Below are 22,310 nucleotides of genomic sequence, written 5' to 3' on the forward strand. Positions count from 1 at the left end.
AAGGCAGGAATGGGCGCGACTGGCGACACTTCTATAGTCCGTCGCCAAGGCGACAGAGTCAAGCTCAGCCACGGCCAGCGCAAACGTGCCACACCGAGATGCCGAGCGACGGGTGCCATCGTAGCGGAAATACTGAAGCAGCACATCCCGATGCGTCTATGGGTGACCGGGCTCTCACCCGTGTCCGCCTCGACATCTGTTTGTCACTCGACTCCCCGCGCGCGTACGGTCGGCCGCGTTGAACACCTCGGGTAGGAGGCGACGCTTGTCTCGGTTGGGCGGCCACGAGCCGGACGACACGGTTGACATGAACGCATCGGACCCCTGGGCCCACACCGCACCGCTGCCCAGGAGCCCGTACCAGGATCCGTACGGCGGCGGGGCCTACGGATCACAGCCGTACGGCGACCCCCGGTACGGCTCCCCGCCCTCCGGCGGCGGTCCCGACCCGGCTGGTGAGGAGGCCAAGCGCCGGTTGAGCCCGCTCGGGATCGCCGGCATGGTCGGCGCGATCGTGATCTCGATCGGTCTGATGGCGGTGCTACTGCGGCCGGTGTTCGCCAGCAAGTCCACGGCCACCCCCAACCTGCCCGGCCTGCTCGACCAGCCGCCGGCCGCGACCCTCGCGCCGCAGTCCGACCCCGAGATTCCGGTACCGACGGAGTCACCCAGCGCAACTCCCTCGCCGACCCGGTCGGCTGCGCCCACCCCCAGGCAGGCGGCGGGCAACGCCCAGGTGGAGGACGCCGTCGTCGCCCTGGTCAACGGCGTACGGCGTAAGGCCAAGTGCGACCCGGTCCGCAACGACCGCCGGCTGCGCGAGGCCGCACGTCAGCACAGCGCCGACATGGCCGCCGGTGGCTTCCTCAGCTCCACCGGCAGCGACGGCAGCTCGGCCGCCGACCGGATGCGGGCCGCCGGCCACGACGATCCCCTGTCGGAGAACCTCGCCCGCGGGCCCGAATCGGCGCGGGACGTCGTGGCGCGCTGGCTGGACAGCCGGGAACAGCGGCGGAACATCCTCGACTGCGACGCGCGGTCGGTCGGCGTCGGGGTCGTCGTGTCCGTCGACGGCACGCCGTACTGGACCCAGGATTTCGGGCAGTAGGCGACACCCGCTCCGGTCGGGAGTCGTTGTGCCTCTCGTGACGACGCTGCTGCGACTGGACGTCCATCCGCTCATCGCGCCGCAGCTGTGGGACGCCGTCACCGAGTACGGTTCCACCCGGGCCGACGGGCTGACCGTCGTCGTCAACGTCGCGGACGGGCCGGGCAACGGCCGTGACCCGTCCTACACGGCCGCGACCGACCGGCTCGCCGCCGCCGGGGTCACGCTGCTCGGCTACGTCGACCTCCGCTTCGCCACCCGGCCCGTCGCCCGGGTGCTCGCCGACGTGGACCGCTGGGCGGGCTACCCGGTACAGGGCGTGTTCCTCGACCGGGCGCCCAGCACCCCGTACGCGATCGGCCCGGCCGCCGTCGCGGTCAGCTCGGCCCGGCGCGCCGGGTTCGGCCGGACGGTGCTCAACCCGGGGCTGGTCCCGGACCCGATCTACCGCGACCTCGGGGCGACGATCTGCGTCTTCGACGGCGACTGGCGGCGCTACCTGCGCTGGGACGGCGCGGGCTGCGAACCCGGCGACGGCCACCTGATCCACTCCGTGCCGCCGGCCGAATCGGACGACGCCTGGCTGCTGCAGGCCGTCCGCCACGCCGGGTTCGGCATGGTCACCGACCTCGCGCCGCCCCGGGAGTACGCGGGCCTGCCGGCCTGGCTGACCGCGGCGACCCCGGTACCCGTCTAGGGGTGCGCCCGGCGCGGCCGGGGCTGGCAGCGAGGGCAGGAGTACGACGAGCGGTTCATGAACGCCTCCCGCCGCACCGGGGTGCCGCACCGGGGGCAGGGCTCGCCGCCCCGGCCGTACACCGCGAGCGCCCGGTCGAAGTACCCGCTCTCGCCGTTGACGTTGACGTACAGCGCGTCGAAGCTGGTGCCGCCCTGCCCGATCGCCTCGTTCAGCACGTCGCGTACGTGTCCCAGGAGGGTGCGCGCCAGCGGTCGGGTGAGCGTCTCGGTCGGCCGCGCCCAGTGCAGCCGCGAGCGCCACAGCGACTCGTCGGCGTAGATGTTGCCGATCCCGGAGACCAGCGTCTGGTCCAGCAGCGCCCGCTTCACCCCGGTGCGCTTGCGGCGCAACGCCTCCACGAACTCGCCCTCCACAAAGGAAGGGTCCACCGGGTCGAGCGCGATGTGGGTGATCTCGGGCGGCAGCACCGCGCCGCCGGGCGAGATCGACAGGCCGCCGAACGTACGCTGATCCACGAAGCGCAGCTCGGGGCCATCGTCGTCGAAGCGGAACCGGATCCGCAGGTGTACTTCGTCGGGCGTACCGACCGGCTGGAGCAGCATCTGACCCGACATGCCGAGGTGGCCGACGACCGCCGCGTCGTCGTCCAGCGGCAGCCAGAGGTACTTGCCCCGGCGGCGGACCCCGGTGACCGTACGGTCGGCGAGCGCGGCGGCGAAGTCGACCGGGCCGGGTACGTGGCGGCGCACCGCACGCGGGTGCAGTACCTCCGCACTCTTGATCCGGCGGCCGGTGACCCACTGGTCCAGACCCCGTCGCACGGTCTCGACCTCGGGTAGTTCGGGCACGGTCCCTCCTAGACGGCGAAGCGCCAGACGGTGATCAGGTAGGCGCCGTACCACAGGCCGAACAGCGCGTAGCAGGCCCCGACCAGCAGCGTCGTGCGCGTCCGGGCCCGCGCCAGCGCCAGCGCCGCCGGGACGAGGATCACCAGCACGGGTACGAGCAGCCGTGGCTTGGAATGGTAGTAACCGCTCTGGCCGACGGCCAGCACGAGCGCGGTCAGCCCGTACACCAGCAGGGGCGTCCAGACCCGGCGGGCGACCGCCACCACGGCGGCGACCACCGACGCGATCAGGATCAGGGCGATGCTGACCTGGACCCAGCCGTCACCGGTCCGCAGCGAGTCCAGGACGAACGCCAGCGCGCCCCGCCCGAAGTCGAAGGTCGTACCCCAGCCGGCCGTCTGGATCTCGAACCAGGCGTGCCAACTGCCCGCCCGCCGGCCGACCCACCACAGGTACGCGGGCACACCGAGCAGCGCCGGCGCCACCGCGACGACGGCCCGCCACCGGCCGGCCCGGCCGGCGCGCACCTCGGTCAGGGCGGCGACGGCCAACGCGACCGCGAGCGCCGCACCGGTCGGCCGGGTCAGCGCGGCGGCCAGGCCGAGCAGGCCGGCGGCCGGCCAGGATCGCCGGTGGGCGGCGAGCAGCGCGCCGGCGACGAGCGCGACGAAGAGGCTCTCGGAGTACCCCATCGAGAGCACGACCGACATCGGCTGGGCGCAGAACAGCAGCGTCCACGCGGCCGCGGCGCGGCTGTCGTACAGGCGCCGGCCCAGGGCGAACAGGAGCACCGCGGCCGCCGCCCCGGCGATCCAGGAGACGGTCAGCGCGGCGGCCTCGAAGCCCAGCCCGGTCGCGTGGTGCACGCCCCGTACCAGCAGTGGATACCCGGGGAAGAACGCGATGCTGCCGCCGTCCTCGCTGTCCCGGAGCGCGGCGAGGGAGCCGTGCGGGTACCCGTTGCGCGCCACCCGGACGAACCAGCCGGCGTCCCACGACAGCAGCCGCGCCACGACGCCGCGGTCACCCGGAGGCAGCATCCAGGCGATCAACGCCACCTGGACGATCCGGGTACCGGCGTAGACCGCCAGCGGGATCAGCAGCCACCGCAGGCGTCGCCAGCCGGCGGCCGAGCCGGTCCCGGTACCCGTCGTGGTGGCCGTACGGGTCTGGTCGACGGCCATGGCTCACGCGGCCGGGTCGGTATCGGCGTCCGGCCGCTTCTCGGCGGGCCCGGCATCCCCGGGCACCTCGCGCTGGGCCTCCTCGGCGGCGCGCCCGGCCTGGGCCGCGCTGCCGGGCGCGGCGGTGTCCTGCGCGGCCGCGGCGGCGGTCTCGCGCTCGGCGCGGGCCGACAGCTCACGCCACGCCGCCTCGGCGGCCCGCTGCTCGGCCTCCTTCTTGCTGCGCCCCTCGGAGCCGCCGTACCGCTCGCCGGCCACCACGGCCCACGCCGTGAAGGTCTTGGCGTGGTCGGGCCCCGCCTCGTCGATGCGGTACTCCGGCACGCCCAGGCCCAGCCCCGCGGTCAACTCCTGGAGGCTGGTCTTCCAGTCCAGGGCGGCGCCCCGGCCGGCGGCGTCCGCCATCAGCGGGTCGAACAGCCGGTGGATCACCTCGGTCGCGGTCCCCAGACCGTGCTGGAGGTAGATCGCGCCGAGCAGCGCCTCGAGGGTGTCGGCCAGGATGCTCGCCTTGTTGCGGCCGCCGGTCGCCTCCTCGCCCTTGCCGAGCAGCAGGTACGGGCCGAGCCCGGCCGGGCCGAGGCCGCGCGCCACGTCGGCGAGCGCCCGCATGTTGACCACGCTGGCACGCAGCTTCGCCAGCTGACCTTCGGGCAGGTCGGGGTGGTTGTGGAAGAGCGCCGTCGTGATCACCACGCCGAGCACGGAGTCGCCCAGGAACTCGAGCCGCTCGTTGGTGGGCAGGCCGCCGTTCTCGTACGCGTACGACCGGTGGGTCAGCGACCGGCGCAGCAGCGCGGCGTCGAGCTCCACGCCGAACGCCGCCTCCAGATGGGTGACCGGAGGGCGTCCCTTCATCCGCTCACTGCTGCTCATGTCGTCACCTCGTCCGCGTCGGCCGCTGTGGCCACCAGGATGGTCTCCGCGATACTGCTGACCGTGCCGGCCCGGTGCAGACGAGCGGCCAGTGCGATGCCGGATGCGACGTCCGCGCCGGTGGCCTTGCCATGGCAGACCACGACCGTACCGGGAACGCCCAGCAGCGCGGCGGCCCGGGGAACGGTCGGCTGTTCGGCACCGCCCGCCAGGGCGTACGCCCCCTCGACGGCCTTGAGTAGCACGTTGCCCGTGAACCCGTCGGTCACGATCACGTCGGCGGGACCCCCCAGCGGCACGTCGTACCCCTCCACGGTGCCGACATACGTGGCATCGCCGGGCAGTACGCCGCCGGCGAGGAGGCTCGTCTGCGCCGCCCGGCGCGCCCGGTCACCCTTGCCGGGCTCCGTGCCGTTGGACAGCAGCCCGACGCGCGGGGCGGGCAGGCCGTGCAGGAGCCGGGCGTACGCGGCACCGAGCGCCGCGTGCTGGACCAGCACGTCGGCCTTGGCCTCGGTGGAGGCGCCGACGTCGAGCAGCACGACCGGCCCGGCCAGTCCGGGCAGGGTCACGGCCAGGGCCGGTCGGCGGACGCCGCGCAGTCGCCCGAGGGCGTGGACCGCGGCGGTGACCGACGCGCCGCTGTGCCCGGCCGAGACGACGGCGTCGGCCCGCCCCTCGGCGAGTTCGCCGACGGCCGCCCGTACCGAGGTGTCGGTGCGGACCGCACGCAGGGGCGGGTCGGCCATGCCCACAACGCCGGCGACGTCGCGGACGGTGACCCGGCGGCGGTCGGCGGCGGGGAGCGCGGCGATGACCTCGTCGGCTACCCGGTGCGGGCCGACGAGGAGAAGGTGGAGCTCGGGATCGGCGCCACAGGCGCGCAGAGCGCCGTCAACCACGACGGCGGGTGCGTTGTCCCCGCCGAGGAGGTCGACGGCGATCCGCGCGACACCGGTCACGGGTGCCGGTTGCCGGGGCCCCGAATCCGGGGCCACCGGTCCACCCTGAGCCGGCTGAAGGTGCAGCTGCCGCTCGGATCGTGTCAACCCGATGCCGTCGGTCAGACCTCGATGACCTGGCGGCCGTTGTACGTCCCGCACACGGTGCAGGCCGCGTGCGGCAGCTTCGGGGAACGGCACTGCGGGCACGCCACGGTCGCCACCGCGGTCGCCTTCCACTGCGCCCGGCGAGAGCGGGTGTTGCTGCGCGACATCTTCCGCTTGGGGACGGCCACGGGTGTTACTCCTCGGTCTTATGCGTCGTATGCATGTCTTCAAGGGCCGCCCAGCGCAGGTCGACCTGCCGATGACTGTGGTCATCCGGCAGTTCGTCCCAGTGCGCCCCACACTCGGGGCACAGCCCTGGGCAGTCCTCGCGGCACAGCGGGTTGTTCGGCAGTATGAGCACCACCGCGTCCCGCAGAGCCGGCTCCAGGTCGATCAGATCGCCCTGCATCCGGCCCACCTCGTCCTCGTCGGTCGTCTCGTCCGTGGTGCTGTTCGCGTACGCGTACAGCTCCTGGATCTCGACGTCCAACGTGTCGACGATCGGGCCCAGGCACCGTCCGCACTCCCCCCTCAGCTCGCCGGTGACCGTGCCGGAGACGAGAACGCCTTCGGAAACGGACTCCAGCCGGAGGCTGAGGGTGAGGTCGGAGCGGGCTGGCACCCCGATCATCTCCAGACCGAGGCCGTCGGGCGCGGGCACCGTCCGTTCGACCATACGCATTGCCCCCGGGCGTCGCGGCAGGTCCCTCGTTTCGAGGACGAGCGGAGACCGGGGGTCGGGATGGGTCTGTGTCTGATGCTGCATCGTAGGCTCCGGCCAAGGAGAGGCCGTCGGGCAAGGTTACCCGAACGGCGGGGTGAGCGTCGAACCGGGTAGCTGCGGCTCCGGAGGACGGGTGGTCAGAAGGGCAGCGGCCGCTCGTCCTCTTCAACCTGGAACGAGCCGATCTCCCGCAGCGCGTGCATCTTGTCCCGCCCCCGCTCGATGGAGGCCAGCGAGCGGGTGAGGAGCTGCTCGAAGTTGGCCAGCGCGGTGTCGACGTAGTCGTCCACCTCGTCGCGCAGCCGCTGGGCCTCGGTACGCGCCTCGGCGATGATCCGGGCCGCCTCGTGCTCGGCGGAGACGACGATCTCGTTGATGGAGACCAGCCGCGCGTGCTCGGCCTCCCCCTCCGAGATGATCCGCTCCGCCTCCCGCTGGCCGGCATCAATGATCTTGTCGCGCTCCTCCAGCAGCGCGCCGGCCCGCCGCAGCTCCGCCGGCAACTCCACGCGCAGCTGCTCGAGGGAGGCGATCATCTCGCCACGGTCCACGATGCAGTTGCGCGACATCGGAACCGAGCGCGCGCCTTCGACCAGCGCAATCATCTCGTCGATGCGATCGAGCGGATCCACCTGAGGTCACTCCTGTCAGCGATCGGTCACCGAGGCCGATGCGGTCGCACACCATGATGCCGTCCGCGTGCCACCCGCGTACGGTGGGCGGCCCGCCGTCCGGATCGTGCGAACCGGCCGACCAGCCGGCCGGGCCCACCCGACCAGCCCGGCCCCGTCGCGCGAGCCTTGAAGACGACCCGACCTGCGCAGAGTTTGCCGTCCTCACCGACCGATCGGGGCAGTTCGGACAAAATATCCCTATCCGGGTGCTCGTCCAGGTCGGTCGGGCCGGTTCTCCACCGCGACCCTCAGGCTCGTGGCCGCGCTACTGCGACCTTCCCGCCAGCCGTTCGTGCAGCCGGGTGGCGACGAGTTCGGGTACGTGCTGCGTCACGTCCCCGCCCCACTTCGCCACGTCCTTGATGAGACTCGAAGAGACGAAGGAGTACAAGGGGTTGGTCGCCATGAACAGCGTCTCCACCCCCGCCAGCCCCACGTTCATCTGGGCCATCTGCAGTTCGTAGTCGAAGTCGCTGGCGGCCCGGATGCCCTTGACCACCGCGTCGATGTCGTTGGCCTTGCAGAAGTCGACCAGCAGCCCCTGGAACGCCTCGACCCGCACGTTCGGGTACTGCTTGGTCACCTCGCGCAGCATGTCGAGCCGCTCGTCGATCGTGAACAGACCCGCTTTCGACGAGTTGACCAGCACCGCGACGACGACCTCGTCGTACAGCCGCGCCGCGCGGCCGATGATGTCGAGGTGACCGTTGGTGACCGGATCGAAGGAGCCCGGGCAGACCACACGTCTCATGATCCGCGACCGTACCAAAGCGTGGTTTCGCCGTACCGCCGACTGCGCTCCCCAGTGATGCCCTCCACCCACACCGGTGGAGCGTCCCGACTCGACCGCTCCACCACCACCACGGCCCCCTCCGCCAACCATCCGTTCTTCACCAGTCCGGTCAGCATGGCATTGATCGCCGTCTCCGGCATCGCGTACGGCGGGTCGGCGAAGACCACGTCGTAGGGCTCCGGCGGCGGGCTGGCGAGCACCTGCTCCACCTTTGCCGCCGCGACTCGGGCCACCTCACGCATCCCGAGATTCGCGACGTTCTCCCGCGTCACCCGGGCGGCCCGCGGGTCGGCCTCGACGAGCAGTACGTGCGCGGCCCCGCGGGACGCCGCCTCCAGGCCGACCGCACCCGAACCGGCATACAGGTCGGCCACCCGGGCGCCGTCGAGGTCGACCATGGTCTCCAGCGCGCTGAACAGCGCCTCGCGTACCCGGTCGGAGGTGGGTCGGGTGCCGCGCCCCGGCGGGGTCGCCAGGCGCCGACCGCCAAGAACGCCTGCGACGATCCGGCTCACCGATCCGCACCCGCCGCACTGAGCTGCCGGATGTACATGCCGGTGACGGTACCCGTCGGCGCCGCCGGCCGGTCCAAGGGCACCGTGAAATGACGCCGGACCGATTCCACCGCACGGGTGATTCACGGTTCGCCGCCGCATTATCGACTAATGGTTTCAATTCGGTCTTATCCGCCCAGCATCATCACGACAGGTGCGGCGGAAGAGAACGGAGCTGCGCTGTATCCACAGTGGACGTGCTTATTCCAGCGGAGCCACCTGCCAGAACCCCCACCTGTAGCAATCCGGAAGCCACAGAGGACAGCGACCGCAAGAGCGATCGTCACCCTTCGAATTCCACCGGATCGCCGCCCCATCGAACGGCGTCAGCTCGCTTCATTTCAATGCGTAATCATGCAATTACTCTCGCAATTGTTCGTATTACGGGGCTTTTCTTCCTGACTTATCGGCCCCTATGCTTCCGCTCGGCATCAGCCAGGCCACGCCCCTCGATGCCATGCGCCGGGGAGCGCATTGAGCTGCGTCACGACACGGCCGGTGTGGTGGCGCGGAAAGCTCTGCGACCACATCCGGCAACGCACACCCCACCCGCACCCGAGTATGGGAGTACCCCTTGCGACGCTTCCTGCCGTCGACCCGTCGGATGACCACCCTCGCCGGCGCCGCCTTCGTCGGCGCGGCCGCCACCGTCATGTTCGCCGCCCCGGCCAGCGCAACGACCGCAACGGTCACCGGCGAAGCCGACTGCGGCGACAACGGCGAGTACACCATTTCCTGGACGATCACCAGTGACTACCCGAGCGTCGAGCTGACGATCTCGGACGTCAAGGTGACCCCGAACGGGCCGCTCAGCGAGGACCTGAACGGAAAGAAGATCAAGGGCCTGCCGGCGTCCGTCACGGTCACCCAGGCCGTCGCCGGGACCACCACGAAGGCCGAGCTCAGCTTCCACCCGACCTGGGGCAACGGCCACATTGTCGACCGCTACTCGGGCAGCGTCACGATGGACGGGCAGTGCAAGGCCACGGAGCAGGGTGGGCCGGCCCCGGAGCAGCCCCCGGCGCAGCAGCCCCCGGCGCAGGAGCAGCCGCCCGCCCAGCAGCCGCCGGCGAAGGCCGCCCCCGCGCCCGCGCTGCCGGTGACCGGTGCGCAGGCGGGGCTGTACGCCGGTGGCGCGGCGGTCCTGGTCGCCGCCGGTGCGGGCCTGTTCGTGGTGGCCCGCCGTCGCCGCGTCACGTTCGAGGCCTGATCTGATCGAGCGGTGCGGGCCGACCTCCCGTCGGCCCGCACCGTCAGCCCTTCTCGAGGTACTCGGCGCGCTCCTCGTCCACGAAGTGCGCCAGCATGGCCGCCAGCTCCGGGTGCCCTTCCAGCTCGGGGTCGGCCTCGATGAGCGCGAGCGCGTCGAGCCGGGCGTCGCGGATGAGGTCGGCGTCGCGCAGCAGAGACAGCAGCCGCAGATGCGAGCGCCGGCCCGACTGCGCGGCGCCGAGCACGTCGCCCTCCCGCCGCTGCTCCAGGTCCAGCTCGGCCAGCCGGAACCCGTCCGTGGTGGACGCCACCGAGTCGAGCCGCTCCCGCGCCGGGGTGCCCTCCGAGGCCTCGGTGACGAGCAGGCACAGCCCGGCCGCGCTGCCCCGGCCGACGCGGCCGCGCAACTGGTGCAGCTGGGAGACTCCGAACCGGTCCGCGTCGAGGATGACCATCATCGTGGAGTTGGGTACGTCGACCCCGACCTCGATGACGGTCGTCGCCACCAGTACGTCCAGCTTGCCGGCGGCGAAGTCCCGCATCACCGCGTCCTTCTCGTCGGCCGGCAGCTTCCCGTGCAGCACCCCGATGCGCAGGCCCTGCAGCGGCCCCTCGGCGAGCAGCGGTGCGACCTCCAGTACCGCCAGCGGTGGCCGGCGCTCCTGGCCGTCCTCCGGCGGCGGCGCCTCCTCCTCGTCCTCCCCGGCCGTCGCCTCGCCGATCCGGGGGCAGACCACGTACGCCTGGTGACCGGCGGCCACCTCCTCGCGCAACCGTCGCCACGCGCGGTCGAGGAACGCCGGCTTGTCGGCAGCGGGTACGACGTGGGAGGCGATCGGCGACCGCCCGCGCGGCAACTGCGACAGGACCGAGGTCTCCAGGTCGCCGTAGACGGTCATCGCCACGGTGCGCGGGATCGGGGTCGCGGTCATCACCAGGACGTGCGGTGGCTGGTCGGCCTTGGCCCGCAGGGCGTCGCGCTGCTCCACGCCGAACCGGTGCTGCTCGTCGACCACGACGAGGCCGAGGTCGGCGAAGTCGACCCCCTCGTACAGCAGGGCGTGCGTACCGACGACGATCCCGGCGGCGCCGGAGGCCACCTCGGCGAGGGTGGCCCGCCTCGCGGCGGCCCCGAGCGAACCGGTCACCAGCGCGACCCTGGTCGCGTCCGGCGTGGAGTCCAGCTCACCGGCGCGGCCCATCGGGCCCAGCAGGTCGAGCACGTTGCGGTAGTGCTGAGCGGCGAGCACCTCGGTGGGCGCCAGCATGGCCGCCTGGCCGCCGGCGTCCACCACCTGGAGCATGGCCCGCAGCGCGCAGAGGGTCTTGCCCGAGCCCACCTCGCCCTGCAGCAGCCGGTGCATCGGGTGGGCCACCGCGAGATCGTCGGCCACCTCCTCACCGACCCGGCGCTGGCCGTCGGTCAGCTCGTACGGTAGGGAGGCGTCGAACGCGGCGAGCAGGCCGTCGTCGCGACGCGGCCGGGGCTTGGCCGGCCAGTCGGCCGCGCGGTACTTGCGCTGGGCGAGCGTGAGCTGGACGGCGAACGCCTCGTCCCACTTCAACCGCCGCCGCGCCCGGGCGAGCGACTCGCGCGAGGACGGCCGGTGGATCTCGCGCAGCGCCGTGTCCAGTCCGACGAGGCCGCGCTCGGCGCGTACGCCCGCCGGCACCGGATCCTCCGGCGGCGTGAACGTGTCCAGCACCACCCGGACGCACTTGGCGATCACCCAGGTGGGCACGGCGGCGGCTGCCGGGTACACCGGGATCAGCGCCCCGGCGAACTCCTCCACCTCGCTCGTGGCCGTCTCTTCGTCGAGCAGCACGTACTCGGGGCCGTTGAGCTGGCGTTTGCCCCGGAACTCGGTCACCTTGCCGGCGAACAGCCCCCACCGGCCCGGTTTCAGGTCCCGCTCGCGCCACGCCTGGCTGAAGAACGTACACGTCAGCGTCCCGCCGCTGCCGTCGCCGACGATCACCTCCAGCAGCTGGCCGCGGCGCTGGCGCATCGGGCGTACGTTCGTGCGCTGCACCTGGGCCATCACGGTGACCTGCTCGCCCACCTCCAGCGCACGGATGTCGGTGTGCTCACCGCGCTCGTCGTAGCGCCGCGGGAAGTGGTAGATGAGGTCACCGACCGTGTGGAGGTCGAGATGCCCCGCCAGCGCCTTGGCGGTCTTGTCGCCCACCAGACCCTTCAGCGGCGTCTGCGTCGTCGTCGTCATTCGACCCCCACCAGCAGCGGATAGTGCGGCTGACCGCCCTCGTAGCAGTGCACCTCGACGAACGGCCAGCGCCGGCCCACGTGTCCGGTGAGGCTGTCCACCAGGCCCGTCGGCACCCCGTCGCCGGTCAGCAGCGTGACCATTTCACCACCGGCGGCGAGCAGCCGGTCGAGCAACCGCCGGCACACGTCATCGAAATCCCGACCGATCAGGGTCACCTCTCCCCCGACCAGCGCCAGCACGTCGCCGCGCTGGCAGAGGCCGGCGACGGTCACCGCGTCCCGGCTCGCGGTCGTGACCTCGGCGTACCGGCAGGCACCGGCGGCCTCGGCCATGGCGATGACGTCGTCTTCGAAGCGGCGGGCGGAGTCGCGTACGGCGAGCGCGGCCAGCGCCTGTACCGCGGAGCGGGTGGGGACGACGCCGACGTGGATCCGCTCCGCCCGCGCCTCGTCCGCGGCGGCCGTGGCGGCGGCGAGCACGTCCGGGTCGTTGGGCATGACGACCACGTCGACGGCGCCGGTGGCCCGGATCGCGTCGAGGATCTCGCCGGTCGACGGCGCGGCGCCGTCCGGGTGCGGGCGTACGACCGCGGCCCCCTCGGCCGCCAGCAGGTCGGCGGTGCCGTCGCCGTCGCAGATCACCACGACCGCGCGGCCGGACCGCTCCACCCGGGCGGACTCCGGCGCGACTCCCGGCCCGGGCGGTACCGGCTCCCGCGCGGCCTCCACCGCCGGCGACACCGGAGCCACCTCCGGCGCCGGCCCGGGCTGGTCGGCGAAGCGGGTGACCGAGATCCGGTACGGGCGGCCGGCCTCGACGCCCGCCTCCATCGCCGCGCCCACGTCGTTCACGTGGACGTGCACGTTCCAGGTGCCCTCACCGCCCACCACGACCAGGGAGTCGCCCAACCCCCGCAGCACCTCGCGCAGCCGGTCGACCGCCTCGTCCGACGCATCGAGCAGGTACTGCACCTCGAAGTCGTACTCGTCGGAGCCGGTCTCCCGGAGCGCGGTCGCGGCAGGCGGGCGCCGGGGCGGCGCGGCGGGTTCACCGGGACCCGGCGCGGCGGGTTCACCGGGCCCCGGCGCGGTACCGGTCACCACCTCGACCAGCGCGTCGAGCAGGACGACCAGGCCTCGGCCGCCGGCGTCCACCACCCCGGCGCGGGCGAGTGCGGGCAACTGCTCCGGCGTACGCGCGAGCGCCACGCGGGCCGCCTCCGCGGCGGCGCGGGCGACCGTGGCCAGGCCTCCGGCCGCCGTCGTTTCGCCGCCGCCTGCCGTCGTCACGCCGCCGTCGGTCACTGCGAGCCCCCGATCGGCAGCGGCGAGCCCCGCGTCGGCCGCGGCCCGGGCCACGGTGAGGATCGTGCCCTCGACCGGATCTGCCACGGCCGCGCGCGCCGTGACGGCGGCCCGGTCGAGCGCGGCGGCCAGGGCGCGGCCGTCCGCGACGGGACTGTCCGCGAACACCTCGGCCAGGCCGGTGAGCATCTGCGACAGGATGACGCCGGAGTTGCCCCGGGCACCGAGCAGCGCGCCACGGGCCAGCGAGTGCAGCGCCCGGCCGAGCGCGGTGGCCGGGCCGGCCCCGCCGTCGGGCTCCGCCGTCAGTGCCTCGTGGGCGGCGGTCACCGTGAGCACGAGGTTGGTACCCGTGTCGCCGTCGGGTACCGGGAAGACGTTGAGGTCGTTGATCTCCCGCTGGTGCCGGCGCAGCCGCTCCAGCCCGGTCGCGCACCAGTCCCGTACGACCGTGGCATCGAGGGTTTGCAGCACGTCCGGCACGTCCGGAAAGCCTAGTGCCGAGATACGACATCCGCCCCACCGCCGGGTGTGGCGCTCCACGCCGATGCCCGATTGGCTTGGCCTGCGCGGTGTCAGGTACTCTCGTCAGGTTGCCCGGGTGTCTGCGGGTGACCAAGTGCGACCAACCCAGGAGATTCTCGTGGCTAGCGTGTGCGACGTCTGTGACAAGAGGCCGGGCTTCGGACACAACGTGTCCCACTCGCATCGGCGGACCAACCGCCGCTGGAACCCCAACATCCAGACGGTGCGGGTCCCTGCCGGCGGTGGCACCACCCGTCGGATGCAGGTGTGCACCTCCTGCCTGAAGGCCGGCAAGGTCGCCCGGGCCTGACGCCCGCTTGAGTTCGCTGACCGCCGGGCCGCCGCATGGCGACCCGGCGGTTACGTGTACCCCGAATCCGCCTTACAGCGGGCGCCCGAACGACAGGCAGTCCGGGTAGTCCTTGTAGTAGCCGAAATTGGGCACCCGCTCGTACCCGAGCTTTCGGTAGAGGGCGATCGCTTCGGGCTGGCGGTCACCGGTCTCCAGTACCGCCCTCGTCTTGCCCGCCTCGCGGGCGCTGGACTCGATCGCGCGCAGCACTGCGGACGCGACGCCCCTGCCCCGCCACTCGGGCACGGTGTACATCCGCTTGATCTCGGCCGCCGCCTCGTCCTCGGCGAGGGTCCGCCAGCCGCCGCAGCCCGCCGGCGCGCCGTCGATCCAGGCGATCAGGAAGCGACCGGCGGGCGGCTCGAACTCGTCCGGGGAGACCGGGGTCTCGTCCCCCTCGCCGCCGTAGCGGGCGCCGAGATCGGCCAATGCGGCGGTGACCAACGTGCGGGCCACCGGGTCGTCGATGCGGGTCGTGCTGATCTGAATCGCGTTCACCGGTAAAGGGTACGGCGGGATTCGCCCGTTACTTGAAGTGATCCCAGCCGCCCGCGCCCCGGTACGGCCTGCCGTTGACGGTCACCCCGCCGCCGGCCTCGCCGACCGTCCCGACGATCGCCCACCCGGCCGGCAGCGCCACGTCCCGCGGGAACGTCGCGGCGAGCGCGTGATCGTCGCCACCGGCCAGGATCCACTGGTACGGGTCCACGCCGAGCGCCGCCGCCGCATTGCGCATCTGGTCCGGTACGGCGAACGCCTCGCGCTTGACGTCGATGCCCACCTGGCTGGCGTTCGCGATGTGGCCGAGATCGGCGACCAGCCCGTCCGAGACGTCGATCATGGATGTGGCACCGAGCCGGGCCGCCTCGGGCCCGGCCGCGTACGGGACCTCGGGCCGCCGGAACGCCTCCACGAGCAGCTTCGGGGTGCGGAACCCGCGGGTCAGCACCGTATACCCGCCCGCCGCGTACCCGAGCCGGCCGTTGACCGCCACGACGTCACCCGGGCGGGCGCCGGACCGGACGACCGGCGCGCGGTCCCCCAGGTCCCCGAGGGCGGTCACCGCGATGGTGAGGGTCGGGCTCGCCGACATGTCACCGCCCACGACGCAGGCGCCCACCTTCGCCGCCTCCGCGGCCAGCCCGTCGGCCAGCTCCTCGGCCCAGCGCACCTCCAGGTTCGGCGGGGTGCAGAGGGCGACCAGCAGAGCGGTGGGAACTCCGCCCATGGCGGCGATGTCAGCGAGGTTCGCCGCCGCCGCCCGGTGACCCACGTCCCGGGCGCTCGACCAGTCACGCCGGAAGTGACGACCCTCGACGAGCACGTCCGTGGAGGCGGCGACCCGGCCGCTGGGCGCGGCGACGACCGCCGCGTCGTCACCCGGACCGAGCAGACACGCCGGGCCGGTACCCAGCCGCGCCGTCACCCGGGCGATCAGCCCGAACTCGCCGGTGTTCGCCACCGTCATCGCGAACTCCCACTCCTCCCCGGGCCTCCACCCTTGTTTATCCGGCAGCTGAGCTAAGCACACCTGCCGAGCCCGGTGACCCGTGCGGTAGTTTCACGTGCGAACCGCGTTCCGGCGGGCGGGAAGGAGTTCTGTCGTGGTCCAGGCGTACATCCTCATCCAGACCGAGGTCGGAAAGGCACGCGAGGTGGCCACGGCGATCAGCGGCATCGCGGGTGTGGTTCGGGTGGACGCGGTGACGGGCCCCTACGACGTCATCGTTCTCACCGAAGCGCACAACGTCGACGAGCTGGGGAAGATGATAGTCAGCAAGGTACAGCTGGTGCCCGGCATCACCCGTACCCTCACCTGTTCGGTGGTTCACCTCTGACATGGCTCCCCGTACCACCCCGGCTCGACTGGCGACGCTCGTCGCCCTGCCGGTCGCCGTCCTGGTCGGGCTGATCGCGTTCTGGTCGCTGGGCGGCTTCAAATCCGACCGGTCCGAGCGCCCCCGCCCGCAGTCGACGGCGCCGGTACCGATGACCGCCACCTCGCTTGCCCCCGCGGACGCGGCCGCGTGCCGGGAGCTGCTGAACCGCCTGCCCGGGGCGCTGCGCGACCGGCCGCGCCGGCCGGTGACGGCGGGTCCGGAGCAGAACGCGGCGTACGGGGACCCGCCGATCACGCTGTCCTGCGGCGCCCCACCGGTCTCGCCACCCGCCGGCGCGGACGTGTACCTGCTCTCCGGCGTCTGCTGGTACTCGCAGTCGGGCGGCGGCTCCACCGTGTGGACCACGGTCGACCGGCAGACGCCGGTACGGGTGACCGTGCCCGACGCGTACCGCCCGCCCGGCCAGTGGGTGATCGAGTTCTCCGGGCCGATCACCACCACGCTACCCAGGGCCGCGAACGTACCCGCCGGCTGCTGACACGCGGCTCGGCTCTGGCGAGGACGGACCCAGCGTCAGTGCAGGCCGGTGCCGCGGCGCAGCGCGGTACGCACCAGCCGGGAGACCAGCTTCGGGTACTCCAGCCCCGACGCGGCCCACATCCGGGGGAACATCGAGATCGGGGTGAACCCCGGCATGGTGTTGATCTCGTTGAGCACCACGTCGAGCTCGGGCGTGACGAAGAAGTCGACCCGGGCCAGGCCGGCGCCGTCGAGCGCGGTGAACGTGCGGCACGCGTACTCGCGGATCTTCTCGATGACGTGGTCCGGGAGCTGCGCGGGGATGTCGAACTCGCACGCGTCGTCGAGGTACTTCGCCTCGAAGTCGTAGAAGGTGTGGTCGCGCACCACCCGGATCTCGGCGGGCAGGCTGGCCTCGGGCGCCCCGCCGTACTCCCCCTCCAGGACGCCGCACTCCACCTCGCGGCCGACGATGGCCGCCTCGACGAGAACCTTCGGGTCGTGCTGGCGGGCCAGCGCGACGGCGGCCTCCAGGTCGGCCCAGTCGTCCACCCTGGTGATGCCCACGCTCGATCCGGCCCGGCTCGGCTTGACGAACACGGGCAGGCCCAGGCGCTCCCGGTCGGTGTCGGACAGCGACTGGCCGGCGCGCAGCACCGCGTACGGCCCGACCGGGATCCCCTCGGCCGCCGCGAGCTTCTTGGTGAACTCCTTGTCCATGCCGGCCGCCGAGGCGAACACGCCGGCGCCGACGTAGGGCAGGCCGGCCATCTCCAGCAGACCCTGGAGGGTGCCGTCCTCGCCGTACGGGCCGTGCAGGACCGGGAACACGACGTCGATGTCGGTCAGCCTGCCGATCGCGTCGCGGGCGTCCAGCTCCCGCACCGTCGGGTCGGGGGCCAGCACGATGGCGGAGCCCGAGCCGTCGGTGATCTCGGGAAGGGTACGCCCGTCGATCGCCAGTGACTTTCCGTCACCATCCGTGAGCACCCAGCGCCCTTCGCGGGTGATGCCCACCCCGACGACCTCGAACTCGTCGGGGTCCAGCGCACCAAGGACGCTACCGGCGCTGACACAGGAGATCGCGTGCTCGGAGCTGCGACCACCGAACACGAGGGCGACGCGGGTCTTGCGTGGGGTACTCACGCGCCAGACCTTACCGTGCGTGCACCACCCGCGCTCCCCTCCGGGCCGTCGGGTCTACTGTGGACGGCCTCAGGCCCAGCGGACCGGGGGCAGGCCCGCCTCGGCGAGAGCCTTGTCGATGGCGCTGAACGGGCGGCTGCCGAGAAAGCCGCGCGGATTCATCGGGCTGGGGTGGCCGGCCTCCAGCACGACGTGGTGCGCACCGGTGACCAGGCCGGCCTTCTTGCGCGCGTACCCGCCCCACAGCACGAACACCACCCGGCTGTCCTTGGCGTCCAGCGCCTTGATGGCCGCGTCGGTGACGTGCTCCCAGCCGCGCCCGGCGTGCGAGGCCGGCGCGCCACCCCGTACGGTCAGCACCGCGTTGAGCAGCAGGACGCCCTGCGCCGCCCAGCCCGTCAGGTCGCCGTGCGGCGGCGGCTGGACGCCCAGGTCGTCGCGCAGCTCCTTGAAGACGTTGCGCAGCGACGGCGGCACCGCCACCCCCTGCCGGACGCTGAAGCTCAGCCCGTGCGCCTGGCCCGCCTTGTGGTACGGATCCTGACCGAGGATCAACACCCGCGCCGACTCGAGCGGGCACAGGCGGAACGCGGTGAACAGGTCGGGCAGCAGCGGGTAGACCGGGTGCGACCCGTACTCCCGCTCGACGAACTCGCCGAGCGCCGCCACGGTGTCGACGTCGAGGTGCGGCTTCATCGCGTCGCGCCAGTCCGGCGGCAGCAACTGCATCAGGTCCAGGGCCATACCCAAACCCTAGGTACCGGGTACGACAGCCGCGGCGTCAAGGGCGGCCGTGATGTCCGCCACCAGATCCCTCGTGTCCTCGACCCCGCACGACAGGCGTACCAACCCCTCCGGCGCGTCGTCGCCCCACTGCGCCCGCCGGTCCGCGCTGGTGTGCAGGCCGCCGAAGGAGGTGGCCGCCGCGATCAGCCTCGACGCCGTCAGGAACGCGTCGACGTGCGCCTTCGACGGCAGCGTGAACGTGACGATGCCGGGGATCCGGCGCATCTGCCGGCTGGCGATCTCGTACGAGGGATCGCCGGGCCGGCCGGGCCACCGTACCGACGACACCTGCGGCCGACCGGCGAGCAGGTCCGCGATCGCGGCGGCGTTCTCGGACTGCCGGGCCAGCCGCAGGTCGAGCGTGCCCAGTGAACGGTGCGCGAGCCACGCCTCGAACGGCCCCGGCACCCCGCCGGTACCGCTGCGCCAGGCGCGCAGCCGCGCCGCGAGCTCCGGGTCGGCGGTGCACGCGTACCCGAGGATCAGGTCGGAGTGCCCGGTGAGCGCCTTGCTGGCGGACGCGACGACGAGGTCGGCGCCGAGTTCGAGCGGGCGCTGGCCGAGCGGGGTGGGGGTGGTGTTGTCAACCGCGAGCAGCGCGCCGGCGGCGTGTGCCCGCGACGCCAGCGAGGCGATGTCGCAGACGTCGAGACCCGGGTTCGCCGGCGTCTCCAGCAGCACCAGCCGGACCCCCTCGAAGGACGGGTACGGGCCGGCGGTCGGCGCGAGCAGGATCGTCACGCCCGGCAGGGACTCCTGCGCGAAGGACCGGGTCAGGAAGTACCCGTCGGCCGGCAGCAGCACCGCGTCACCCGGCCGCGCCTGGGTGAGCAGCGCCGCGGAGACCGCGGCCATGCCCGAGGCGAAGGTGACGCACTCGCCACCCTCCAACTCCCCGATCGCGGTCTCCAACGCCCGCCGGGTGGCGTTGTCGGGCCGCCCGTACCCGTCCACGCCCGCCTGCGGTCCGGCGACCGGGTCCAGGTGGTACGGGGCCGCGAACACCGGCCCGGGCAGGAACGGCTGGCCCGGAAGGGCAGCCTCCGGCAGGCCGGCGTGCACGCTGCGGGTGCTGTCGCCGTAGTCAGCGGGAGAACTCATTCGGACTTCGGCTCCCGGCTCATCAGCGCCCCCACCGCCACCCGCGGGTCGAGCCCCTCGTGGCAGACCCGTTCGACCTGCTCGGTGATGGGCATCTCCACGCCGTGCTTGACGGCCAGGTCCCGGATCGCCAGGCAGCTCTTGACGCCCTCGGCGGTGAAGCGGGTGGCGGCCTGCGCCTGCTCCAGCGTCTCGCCCCGGCCGAGGTGCTCGCCGAAGGTACGGTTGCGCGACAGTGGCGAGGAACACGTCGCGACGAGGTCGCCCATCCCCGCCAGCCCGGCGAAGGTGAGCGGGTCGGCGCCGAGCGCCACGCCCAGCCGGGCCGTCTCTGCCAGCCCTCGGGTGATCAGCATGGCCTTCGTGTTGTCGCCGAAGCCCAGCCCTTCGGCCATCCCGGACGCCAGGGCGATCACGTTCTTCACCGCGCCGCCGAGTTCGCAGCCGATCACGTCGTCGTTGGTGTACGGGCGCAGGTACCGCGTCGCGATGGCCTTCTGGACGTGCGCGGCCCGGTCCGGGTCGGTACACGCGACGACCGTCGCGGCGGGCTGCTCGGTGACGATCTCGGGCGCGAGGTTCGGCCCGCTCACCACCGCGACCCGGTCCGGCTCGACGCCGGCGGCCTCGACGATCAGCTCGCTCATCCGCTTCAGCGTGCCCAGCTCGATGCCCTTCATCAGGCTGACGAGGGTGGCGTCGGGCGCGAGGTGGCGGGCCCAGTCACCGAGGTTGCCGCGCAGCGTCTGGGACGGGACGGCGATGACGACCAGGTCGGCGCCCTCGATCGCCTCCCGCGGGTCGGCGGTGGCGGTCACGGCGTCGGGCAGCCGGAGACCGGGCAGGTAGTCGGGGTTGACGTGCTCGTCCCGGATGGCGGCGGCCACGTCCGCCCGGCGGGCCCACAGGGTCACGGCCTGGCCCGCGTCGGCGAGGACCTTCGCGAACGCGGTCCCCCACGAACCCGCGCCGAGAACAGCCACCTGGCTCATTGCTCGTTCCTTCCACCACGCACTGCGGCACTCTGCTGGTCGTGCAGGCTCACGGACGCTCCTCGACCCGCGGTCGGCCCGTGGGCGTGGGCGTGTACAGCGGCGGCGGCGTGCCGCCCCGGATCTCCCCCAGCATGTCACGCAGCCGCAGCATGATGGTCTCGGTGATCTCCGTCAGCGTCGTGGCGGTCGGCTCCGCCGCCCGCCAGTTCGACAGGTCGATCGGCGGGCCGGCGACCACGGTCACCGGGGTACGCGGGCGCAGGCTCAGCTTGGCGGTACGCGGGTCGAAGATCCGCTCGGCGCCCCACATCACGACCGGCACCACCGGCGCGTCGGTGGCCAACCACAGCCGGGCCACGCCGGTCTTGCCCCGCATCGGCCACAGGTCCGGTTCGCGGGTCGTGGTGCCCTCCGGGTAGATGAGGACCGTCTCACCGTCCTTGACGGCGGCCACCGCCGCGTCGAGCGCCTTGGCCGCGTCGGCGGTGCCCCGGTAGACCGGGATCTGGCGCACCGCGGCCAGGAACGGCCCGAGCACCGGGATCTTGAACAGGCTCGACTTCGCGAGGAACTGTGGCCAGCGCCCGGCGTCGTAGATGTAGTGCGCCACCACCAGCGGGTCGGCGTGCGAGTTGTGGTTGGCCACGAAGATGACGCCGCCGCTCGCGGGTACGTGCTCCATGCCCGACCAGGTCCGCCGCGTCAGCACCCACAGCACCGGTTTGACGAGGGCGACCGCCAGCCGGCGCCAGAAACCGAGCCTTCGTCGCGCCACGGCCCCTCCTCAGTCACCCACCCGTCGCCTACCGGCTTCCGCATCATGCCTGCCCGCACCCGCGTTGGGCCAGAGAGGGTCGGACCGGGGTGCCCGGCCATCCGGGTACCCGTCCGACCCGACCCGCGCCGCCACCACCGGCGTACGCGAGGATGCCGGATGTGACGGGAACGGGATGGGTCGCGGTGATGCCGGTGAAACGGCTGGCCATGGCCAAGACGCGGCTGCGGGGCGCGGTCCCGGCGTCGCTTCACGACCGCCTCGTCCTCGCCATGGCCCGCGACACCCTCGCCGCCGTACTGGCGTGCCCGCTGGTCAGGCGCGCACTCGTGGTCACCGACGAGCCGGCCGCCGCGGCGGCCCTCGCCGAGCTGGGCGCTGAGCGGGTACCGGACCGTCCGGACGCCGGGCTCAACGCGGCGCTCGCCCGCGGCGCGGCGCTGGCGGCGGGCGCGCCGGTGGTCGCCCTCACCGCTGACCTGCCGGCGCTGCGCCCGGACGAGCTGACCGCCGCGCTGACCGCGCTGTCGCACCGGCCACGCGGATACGTCGCGGACGCCACGGGTACCGGTACCGCCATGCTGGCCGCGCGGCCCGGCGTCGACCTGGACCCCCGGTTCGGCCCGGGCTCGGCCCACGCCCACGCCCTGTCCGGGGCGGTACGCCTCGACGGGGACTGGCCGTCGCTGCGCCAGGACGTGGACACCGAGGCCGACCTCGCCGCCGCGACGGCACTCGGACTGGGGCGCCACACGGCCGAACTCGTGGGCGCCGCACGCTATGGTGGCCGGTAGCCAGGTACGCGAAGGGACCCGCGATGCAGGCAACGGTGGCGACGTTCGACGAGCGGACCGGCTCGGGCACCGTGCTGCTCGACGACGGATCGGAGATGGCGTTCCCCGCCGAGGCGTTCGCCGCCTCCGGGCTGCGGCTGCTGCGGCTCGGCCAACGGGTCCGCCTCGACCGCGACCCTTCCGGCGCTGTGACAAGGGTTACGCTGCCCACTCTCCCGTGAA

At 72.9% G+C, this 22,310-nt stretch carries 26 protein-coding genes; 8 read left to right on the forward strand and 18 right to left on the reverse strand.

Annotated features, from left to right (window positions below; genetic code table 11):
* Positions 1–307: 307 nt before the first annotated feature.
* Complete coding sequence (locus Pme01_RS01400) at positions 308–1,108, forward strand: CAP domain-containing protein (protein WP_168113049.1); 801 nt, start codon at positions 308–310, stop codon at positions 1,106–1,108.
* A 28-nt stretch (positions 1,109–1,136) separates the two neighbouring features.
* Complete coding sequence (locus Pme01_RS01405) at positions 1,137–1,805, forward strand: spherulation-specific family 4 protein (RefSeq protein ID WP_168113048.1); 669 nt, start codon at positions 1,137–1,139, stop codon at positions 1,803–1,805.
* Here the strand turns inward: Pme01_RS01405 and mutM are convergent.
* The 9 genes from mutM to rsmD form a co-directional block, all read right to left on the reverse strand.
* On the reverse strand, positions 1,802–2,656 hold the full coding sequence (mutM, locus tag Pme01_RS01410; protein WP_168113047.1) for a bifunctional DNA-formamidopyrimidine glycosylase/DNA-(apurinic or apyrimidinic site) lyase: 855 nt from the start codon (positions 2,654–2,656) through the stop codon (positions 1,802–1,804). The two genes, Pme01_RS01405 and mutM, sit on opposite strands and share 4 nt — an antisense overlap.
* 8 nt (positions 2,657–2,664) lie before the next feature.
* Positions 2,665–3,840 carry a mannosyltransferase family protein gene (locus tag Pme01_RS01415; RefSeq protein ID WP_203935374.1) on the reverse strand — a complete coding sequence of 392 codons (1,176 nt, stop codon included), beginning with the start codon at positions 3,838–3,840 and terminating at the stop codon, positions 2,665–2,667.
* Positions 3,841–3,843: 3 nt separating this feature from the next.
* Positions 3,844–4,716: a ribonuclease III gene (gene rnc, locus Pme01_RS01420; RefSeq protein WP_168113046.1), complete on the reverse strand. Its 873-nt coding sequence runs from the start codon at positions 4,714–4,716 to the stop codon at positions 3,844–3,846.
* Positions 4,713–5,714, reverse strand: coding sequence for a phosphate acyltransferase (locus Pme01_RS01425; protein WP_239087954.1), 1,002 nt, complete (start codon positions 5,712–5,714; stop codon positions 4,713–4,715). Before Pme01_RS01425 ends, rnc begins: the two co-directional genes overlap by 4 nt.
* 65 nt (positions 5,715–5,779) lie before the next feature.
* Positions 5,780–5,953, reverse strand: a complete 174-nt coding sequence (gene rpmF, locus Pme01_RS01430) for a 50S ribosomal protein L32 (RefSeq protein WP_168113045.1) — start codon at positions 5,951–5,953, stop codon at positions 5,780–5,782.
* Positions 5,954–5,958: 5 nt separating this feature from the next.
* Positions 5,959–6,531 carry a YceD family protein gene (locus tag Pme01_RS01435; RefSeq protein WP_203935375.1) on the reverse strand — a complete coding sequence of 191 codons (573 nt, stop codon included), beginning with the start codon at positions 6,529–6,531 and terminating at the stop codon, positions 5,959–5,961.
* Between the two features lie 95 nt (positions 6,532–6,626).
* Positions 6,627–7,121: a hypothetical protein gene (locus Pme01_RS01440; protein WP_168113043.1), complete on the reverse strand. Its 495-nt coding sequence runs from the start codon at positions 7,119–7,121 to the stop codon at positions 6,627–6,629.
* A gap of 307 nt (positions 7,122–7,428) precedes the next feature.
* Complete coding sequence (gene coaD / locus Pme01_RS01445) at positions 7,429–7,914, reverse strand: pantetheine-phosphate adenylyltransferase (RefSeq protein ID WP_168113042.1); 486 nt, start codon at positions 7,912–7,914, stop codon at positions 7,429–7,431.
* Positions 7,911–8,471: a 16S rRNA (guanine(966)-N(2))-methyltransferase RsmD gene (rsmD, locus tag Pme01_RS01450; RefSeq protein WP_168113041.1), complete on the reverse strand. Its 561-nt coding sequence runs from the start codon at positions 8,469–8,471 to the stop codon at positions 7,911–7,913. Before rsmD ends, coaD begins: the two co-directional genes overlap by 4 nt.
* A 613-nt stretch (positions 8,472–9,084) precedes the next feature.
* Between rsmD and Pme01_RS30730 the strand changes: the two genes are divergently transcribed.
* Entirely contained in the window at positions 9,085–9,720 is a 636-nt protein-coding gene (locus Pme01_RS30730; protein ID WP_239087955.1) for a hypothetical protein, read from the forward strand.
* A gap of 43 nt (positions 9,721–9,763) precedes the next feature.
* Here the strand turns inward: Pme01_RS30730 and recG are convergent, their stop codons facing one another.
* Both recG and fakA read right to left on the reverse strand, forming a co-directional pair.
* Positions 9,764–11,947, reverse strand: coding sequence for an ATP-dependent DNA helicase RecG (gene recG / locus Pme01_RS01460; protein ID WP_168113040.1), 2,184 nt, complete (start codon positions 11,945–11,947; stop codon positions 9,764–9,766).
* Positions 11,944–13,728, reverse strand: a complete 1,785-nt coding sequence (fakA, locus tag Pme01_RS01465) for a DAK2 domain-containing protein (RefSeq protein WP_168113420.1) — start codon at positions 13,726–13,728, stop codon at positions 11,944–11,946. Before fakA ends, recG begins: the two co-directional genes overlap by 4 nt.
* A gap of 169 nt (positions 13,729–13,897) precedes the next feature.
* Between fakA and rpmB the strand changes: the two genes are divergently transcribed.
* On the forward strand, positions 13,898–14,089 hold the full coding sequence (gene rpmB, locus Pme01_RS01470) for a 50S ribosomal protein L28 (protein WP_168113039.1): 192 nt from the start codon (positions 13,898–13,900) through the stop codon (positions 14,087–14,089).
* A 72-nt stretch (positions 14,090–14,161) separates the two neighbouring features.
* Here the strand turns inward: rpmB and Pme01_RS01475 are convergent, their stop codons facing one another.
* Positions 14,162–14,629, reverse strand: a complete 468-nt coding sequence (locus Pme01_RS01475) for a GNAT family N-acetyltransferase (protein WP_168113038.1) — start codon at positions 14,627–14,629, stop codon at positions 14,162–14,164.
* Positions 14,630–14,657: 28 nt separating this feature from the next.
* Complete coding sequence (locus Pme01_RS01480) at positions 14,658–15,599, reverse strand: thiamine-phosphate kinase (RefSeq protein WP_168113037.1); 942 nt, start codon at positions 15,597–15,599, stop codon at positions 14,658–14,660.
* Between the two features lie 136 nt (positions 15,600–15,735).
* Between Pme01_RS01480 and Pme01_RS01485 the strand changes: the two genes are divergently transcribed.
* On the forward strand, positions 15,736–15,969 hold the full coding sequence (locus tag Pme01_RS01485) for an Lrp/AsnC ligand binding domain-containing protein (RefSeq protein ID WP_168113036.1): 234 nt from the start codon (positions 15,736–15,738) through the stop codon (positions 15,967–15,969).
* 1 nt (position 15,970) lies between these two features.
* Positions 15,971–16,510, forward strand: coding sequence for a DUF3515 domain-containing protein (locus tag Pme01_RS01490; protein WP_168113035.1), 540 nt, complete (start codon positions 15,971–15,973; stop codon positions 16,508–16,510).
* A 35-nt stretch (positions 16,511–16,545) separates the two neighbouring features.
* Here Pme01_RS01490 and Pme01_RS01495 read toward each other — a convergent pair whose 3' ends face one another.
* From Pme01_RS01495 to Pme01_RS01515, 5 genes are all read right to left on the reverse strand, one after another.
* The gene (locus Pme01_RS01495; protein ID WP_168113034.1) at positions 16,546–17,637 is read right to left on the reverse strand and encodes a D-alanine--D-alanine ligase family protein; all 1,092 of its coding nucleotides are present in this window, start codon (positions 17,635–17,637) and stop codon (positions 16,546–16,548) included.
* A gap of 69 nt (positions 17,638–17,706) precedes the next feature.
* Positions 17,707–18,381: a uracil-DNA glycosylase gene (locus tag Pme01_RS01500; RefSeq protein WP_168113033.1), complete on the reverse strand. Its 675-nt coding sequence runs from the start codon at positions 18,379–18,381 to the stop codon at positions 17,707–17,709.
* A 9-nt stretch (positions 18,382–18,390) separates the two neighbouring features.
* Positions 18,391–19,524 (reverse strand): cystathionine gamma-lyase, encoded by a 1,134-nt coding sequence (locus tag Pme01_RS01505; RefSeq protein WP_168113032.1) that lies wholly within the window; start codon positions 19,522–19,524, stop codon positions 18,391–18,393.
* A complete protein-coding gene (locus tag Pme01_RS01510) occupies positions 19,521–20,516 on the reverse strand; it encodes an NAD(P)H-dependent glycerol-3-phosphate dehydrogenase (RefSeq protein ID WP_168113031.1) in 996 nt (331 codons plus the stop codon). Before Pme01_RS01510 ends, Pme01_RS01505 begins: the two co-directional genes overlap by 4 nt.
* Positions 20,517–20,565: 49 nt before the next feature.
* Positions 20,566–21,294 carry a lysophospholipid acyltransferase family protein gene (locus tag Pme01_RS01515; RefSeq protein WP_168113030.1) on the reverse strand — a complete coding sequence of 243 codons (729 nt, stop codon included), beginning with the start codon at positions 21,292–21,294 and terminating at the stop codon, positions 20,566–20,568.
* A 188-nt stretch (positions 21,295–21,482) separates the two neighbouring features.
* On the opposite strand from Pme01_RS01515, the gene cofC reads away from it, so the two are divergent.
* Complete coding sequence (gene cofC / locus Pme01_RS01520) at positions 21,483–22,088, forward strand: 2-phospho-L-lactate guanylyltransferase (protein ID WP_239087964.1); 606 nt, start codon at positions 21,483–21,485, stop codon at positions 22,086–22,088.
* 23 nt (positions 22,089–22,111) lie between these two features.
* The gene (locus Pme01_RS01525; RefSeq protein ID WP_168113028.1) at positions 22,112–22,309 is read left to right on the forward strand and encodes a cold-shock protein; all 198 of its coding nucleotides are present in this window, start codon (positions 22,112–22,114) and stop codon (positions 22,307–22,309) included.
* Position 22,310 lies beyond the last annotated feature (1 nt).

Source organism: Planosporangium mesophilum (genome assembly GCF_016863255.1).
In the GTDB taxonomy this organism is placed as follows: domain Bacteria; phylum Actinomycetota; class Actinomycetes; order Mycobacteriales; family Micromonosporaceae; genus Planosporangium; species Planosporangium mesophilum.

Bases quoted from the DNA above. Each gene is read 5' to 3' on its own strand.
- Pme01_RS01525 (WP_168113028.1), top strand. From the start codon at position 22,112: ATGCAGGCAACGGTGGCGACGTTCGACGAGCGGACCGGCTCGGGCACC.
- Pme01_RS01400 (WP_168113049.1), top strand. From the start codon at position 308: ATGAACGCATCGGACCCCTGGGCCCACACCGCACCGCTGCCCAGGAGC.
- rnc (WP_168113046.1), bottom strand. From the start codon at position 4,716: ATGAGCAGCAGTGAGCGGATGAAGGGACGCCCTCCGGTCACCCATCTG.
- Pme01_RS01415 (WP_203935374.1), bottom strand. From the start codon at position 3,840: ATGGCCGTCGACCAGACCCGTACGGCCACCACGACGGGTACCGGGACC.
- Pme01_RS01510 (WP_168113031.1), bottom strand. From the start codon at position 20,516: ATGAGCCAGGTGGCTGTTCTCGGCGCGGGTTCGTGGGGGACCGCGTTC.
- recG (WP_168113040.1), bottom strand. From the start codon at position 11,947: ATGACGACGACGACGCAGACGCCGCTGAAGGGTCTGGTGGGCGACAAG.
- cofC (WP_239087964.1), top strand. From the start codon at position 21,483: ATGCCGGTGAAACGGCTGGCCATGGCCAAGACGCGGCTGCGGGGCGCG.
- Pme01_RS01480 (WP_168113037.1), bottom strand. From the start codon at position 15,599: ATGACGGTGGCGAACACCGGCGAGTTCGGGCTGATCGCCCGGGTGACG.
- Pme01_RS01505 (WP_168113032.1), bottom strand. From the start codon at position 19,524: ATGAGTTCTCCCGCTGACTACGGCGACAGCACCCGCAGCGTGCACGCC.
- Pme01_RS01490 (WP_168113035.1), top strand. From the start codon at position 15,971: ATGGCTCCCCGTACCACCCCGGCTCGACTGGCGACGCTCGTCGCCCTG.
- coaD (WP_168113042.1), bottom strand. From the start codon at position 7,914: ATGAGACGTGTGGTCTGCCCGGGCTCCTTCGATCCGGTCACCAACGGT.
- Pme01_RS01435 (WP_203935375.1), bottom strand. From the start codon at position 6,531: ATGCAGCATCAGACACAGACCCATCCCGACCCCCGGTCTCCGCTCGTC.
- Pme01_RS01500 (WP_168113033.1), bottom strand. From the start codon at position 18,381: ATGGCCCTGGACCTGATGCAGTTGCTGCCGCCGGACTGGCGCGACGCG.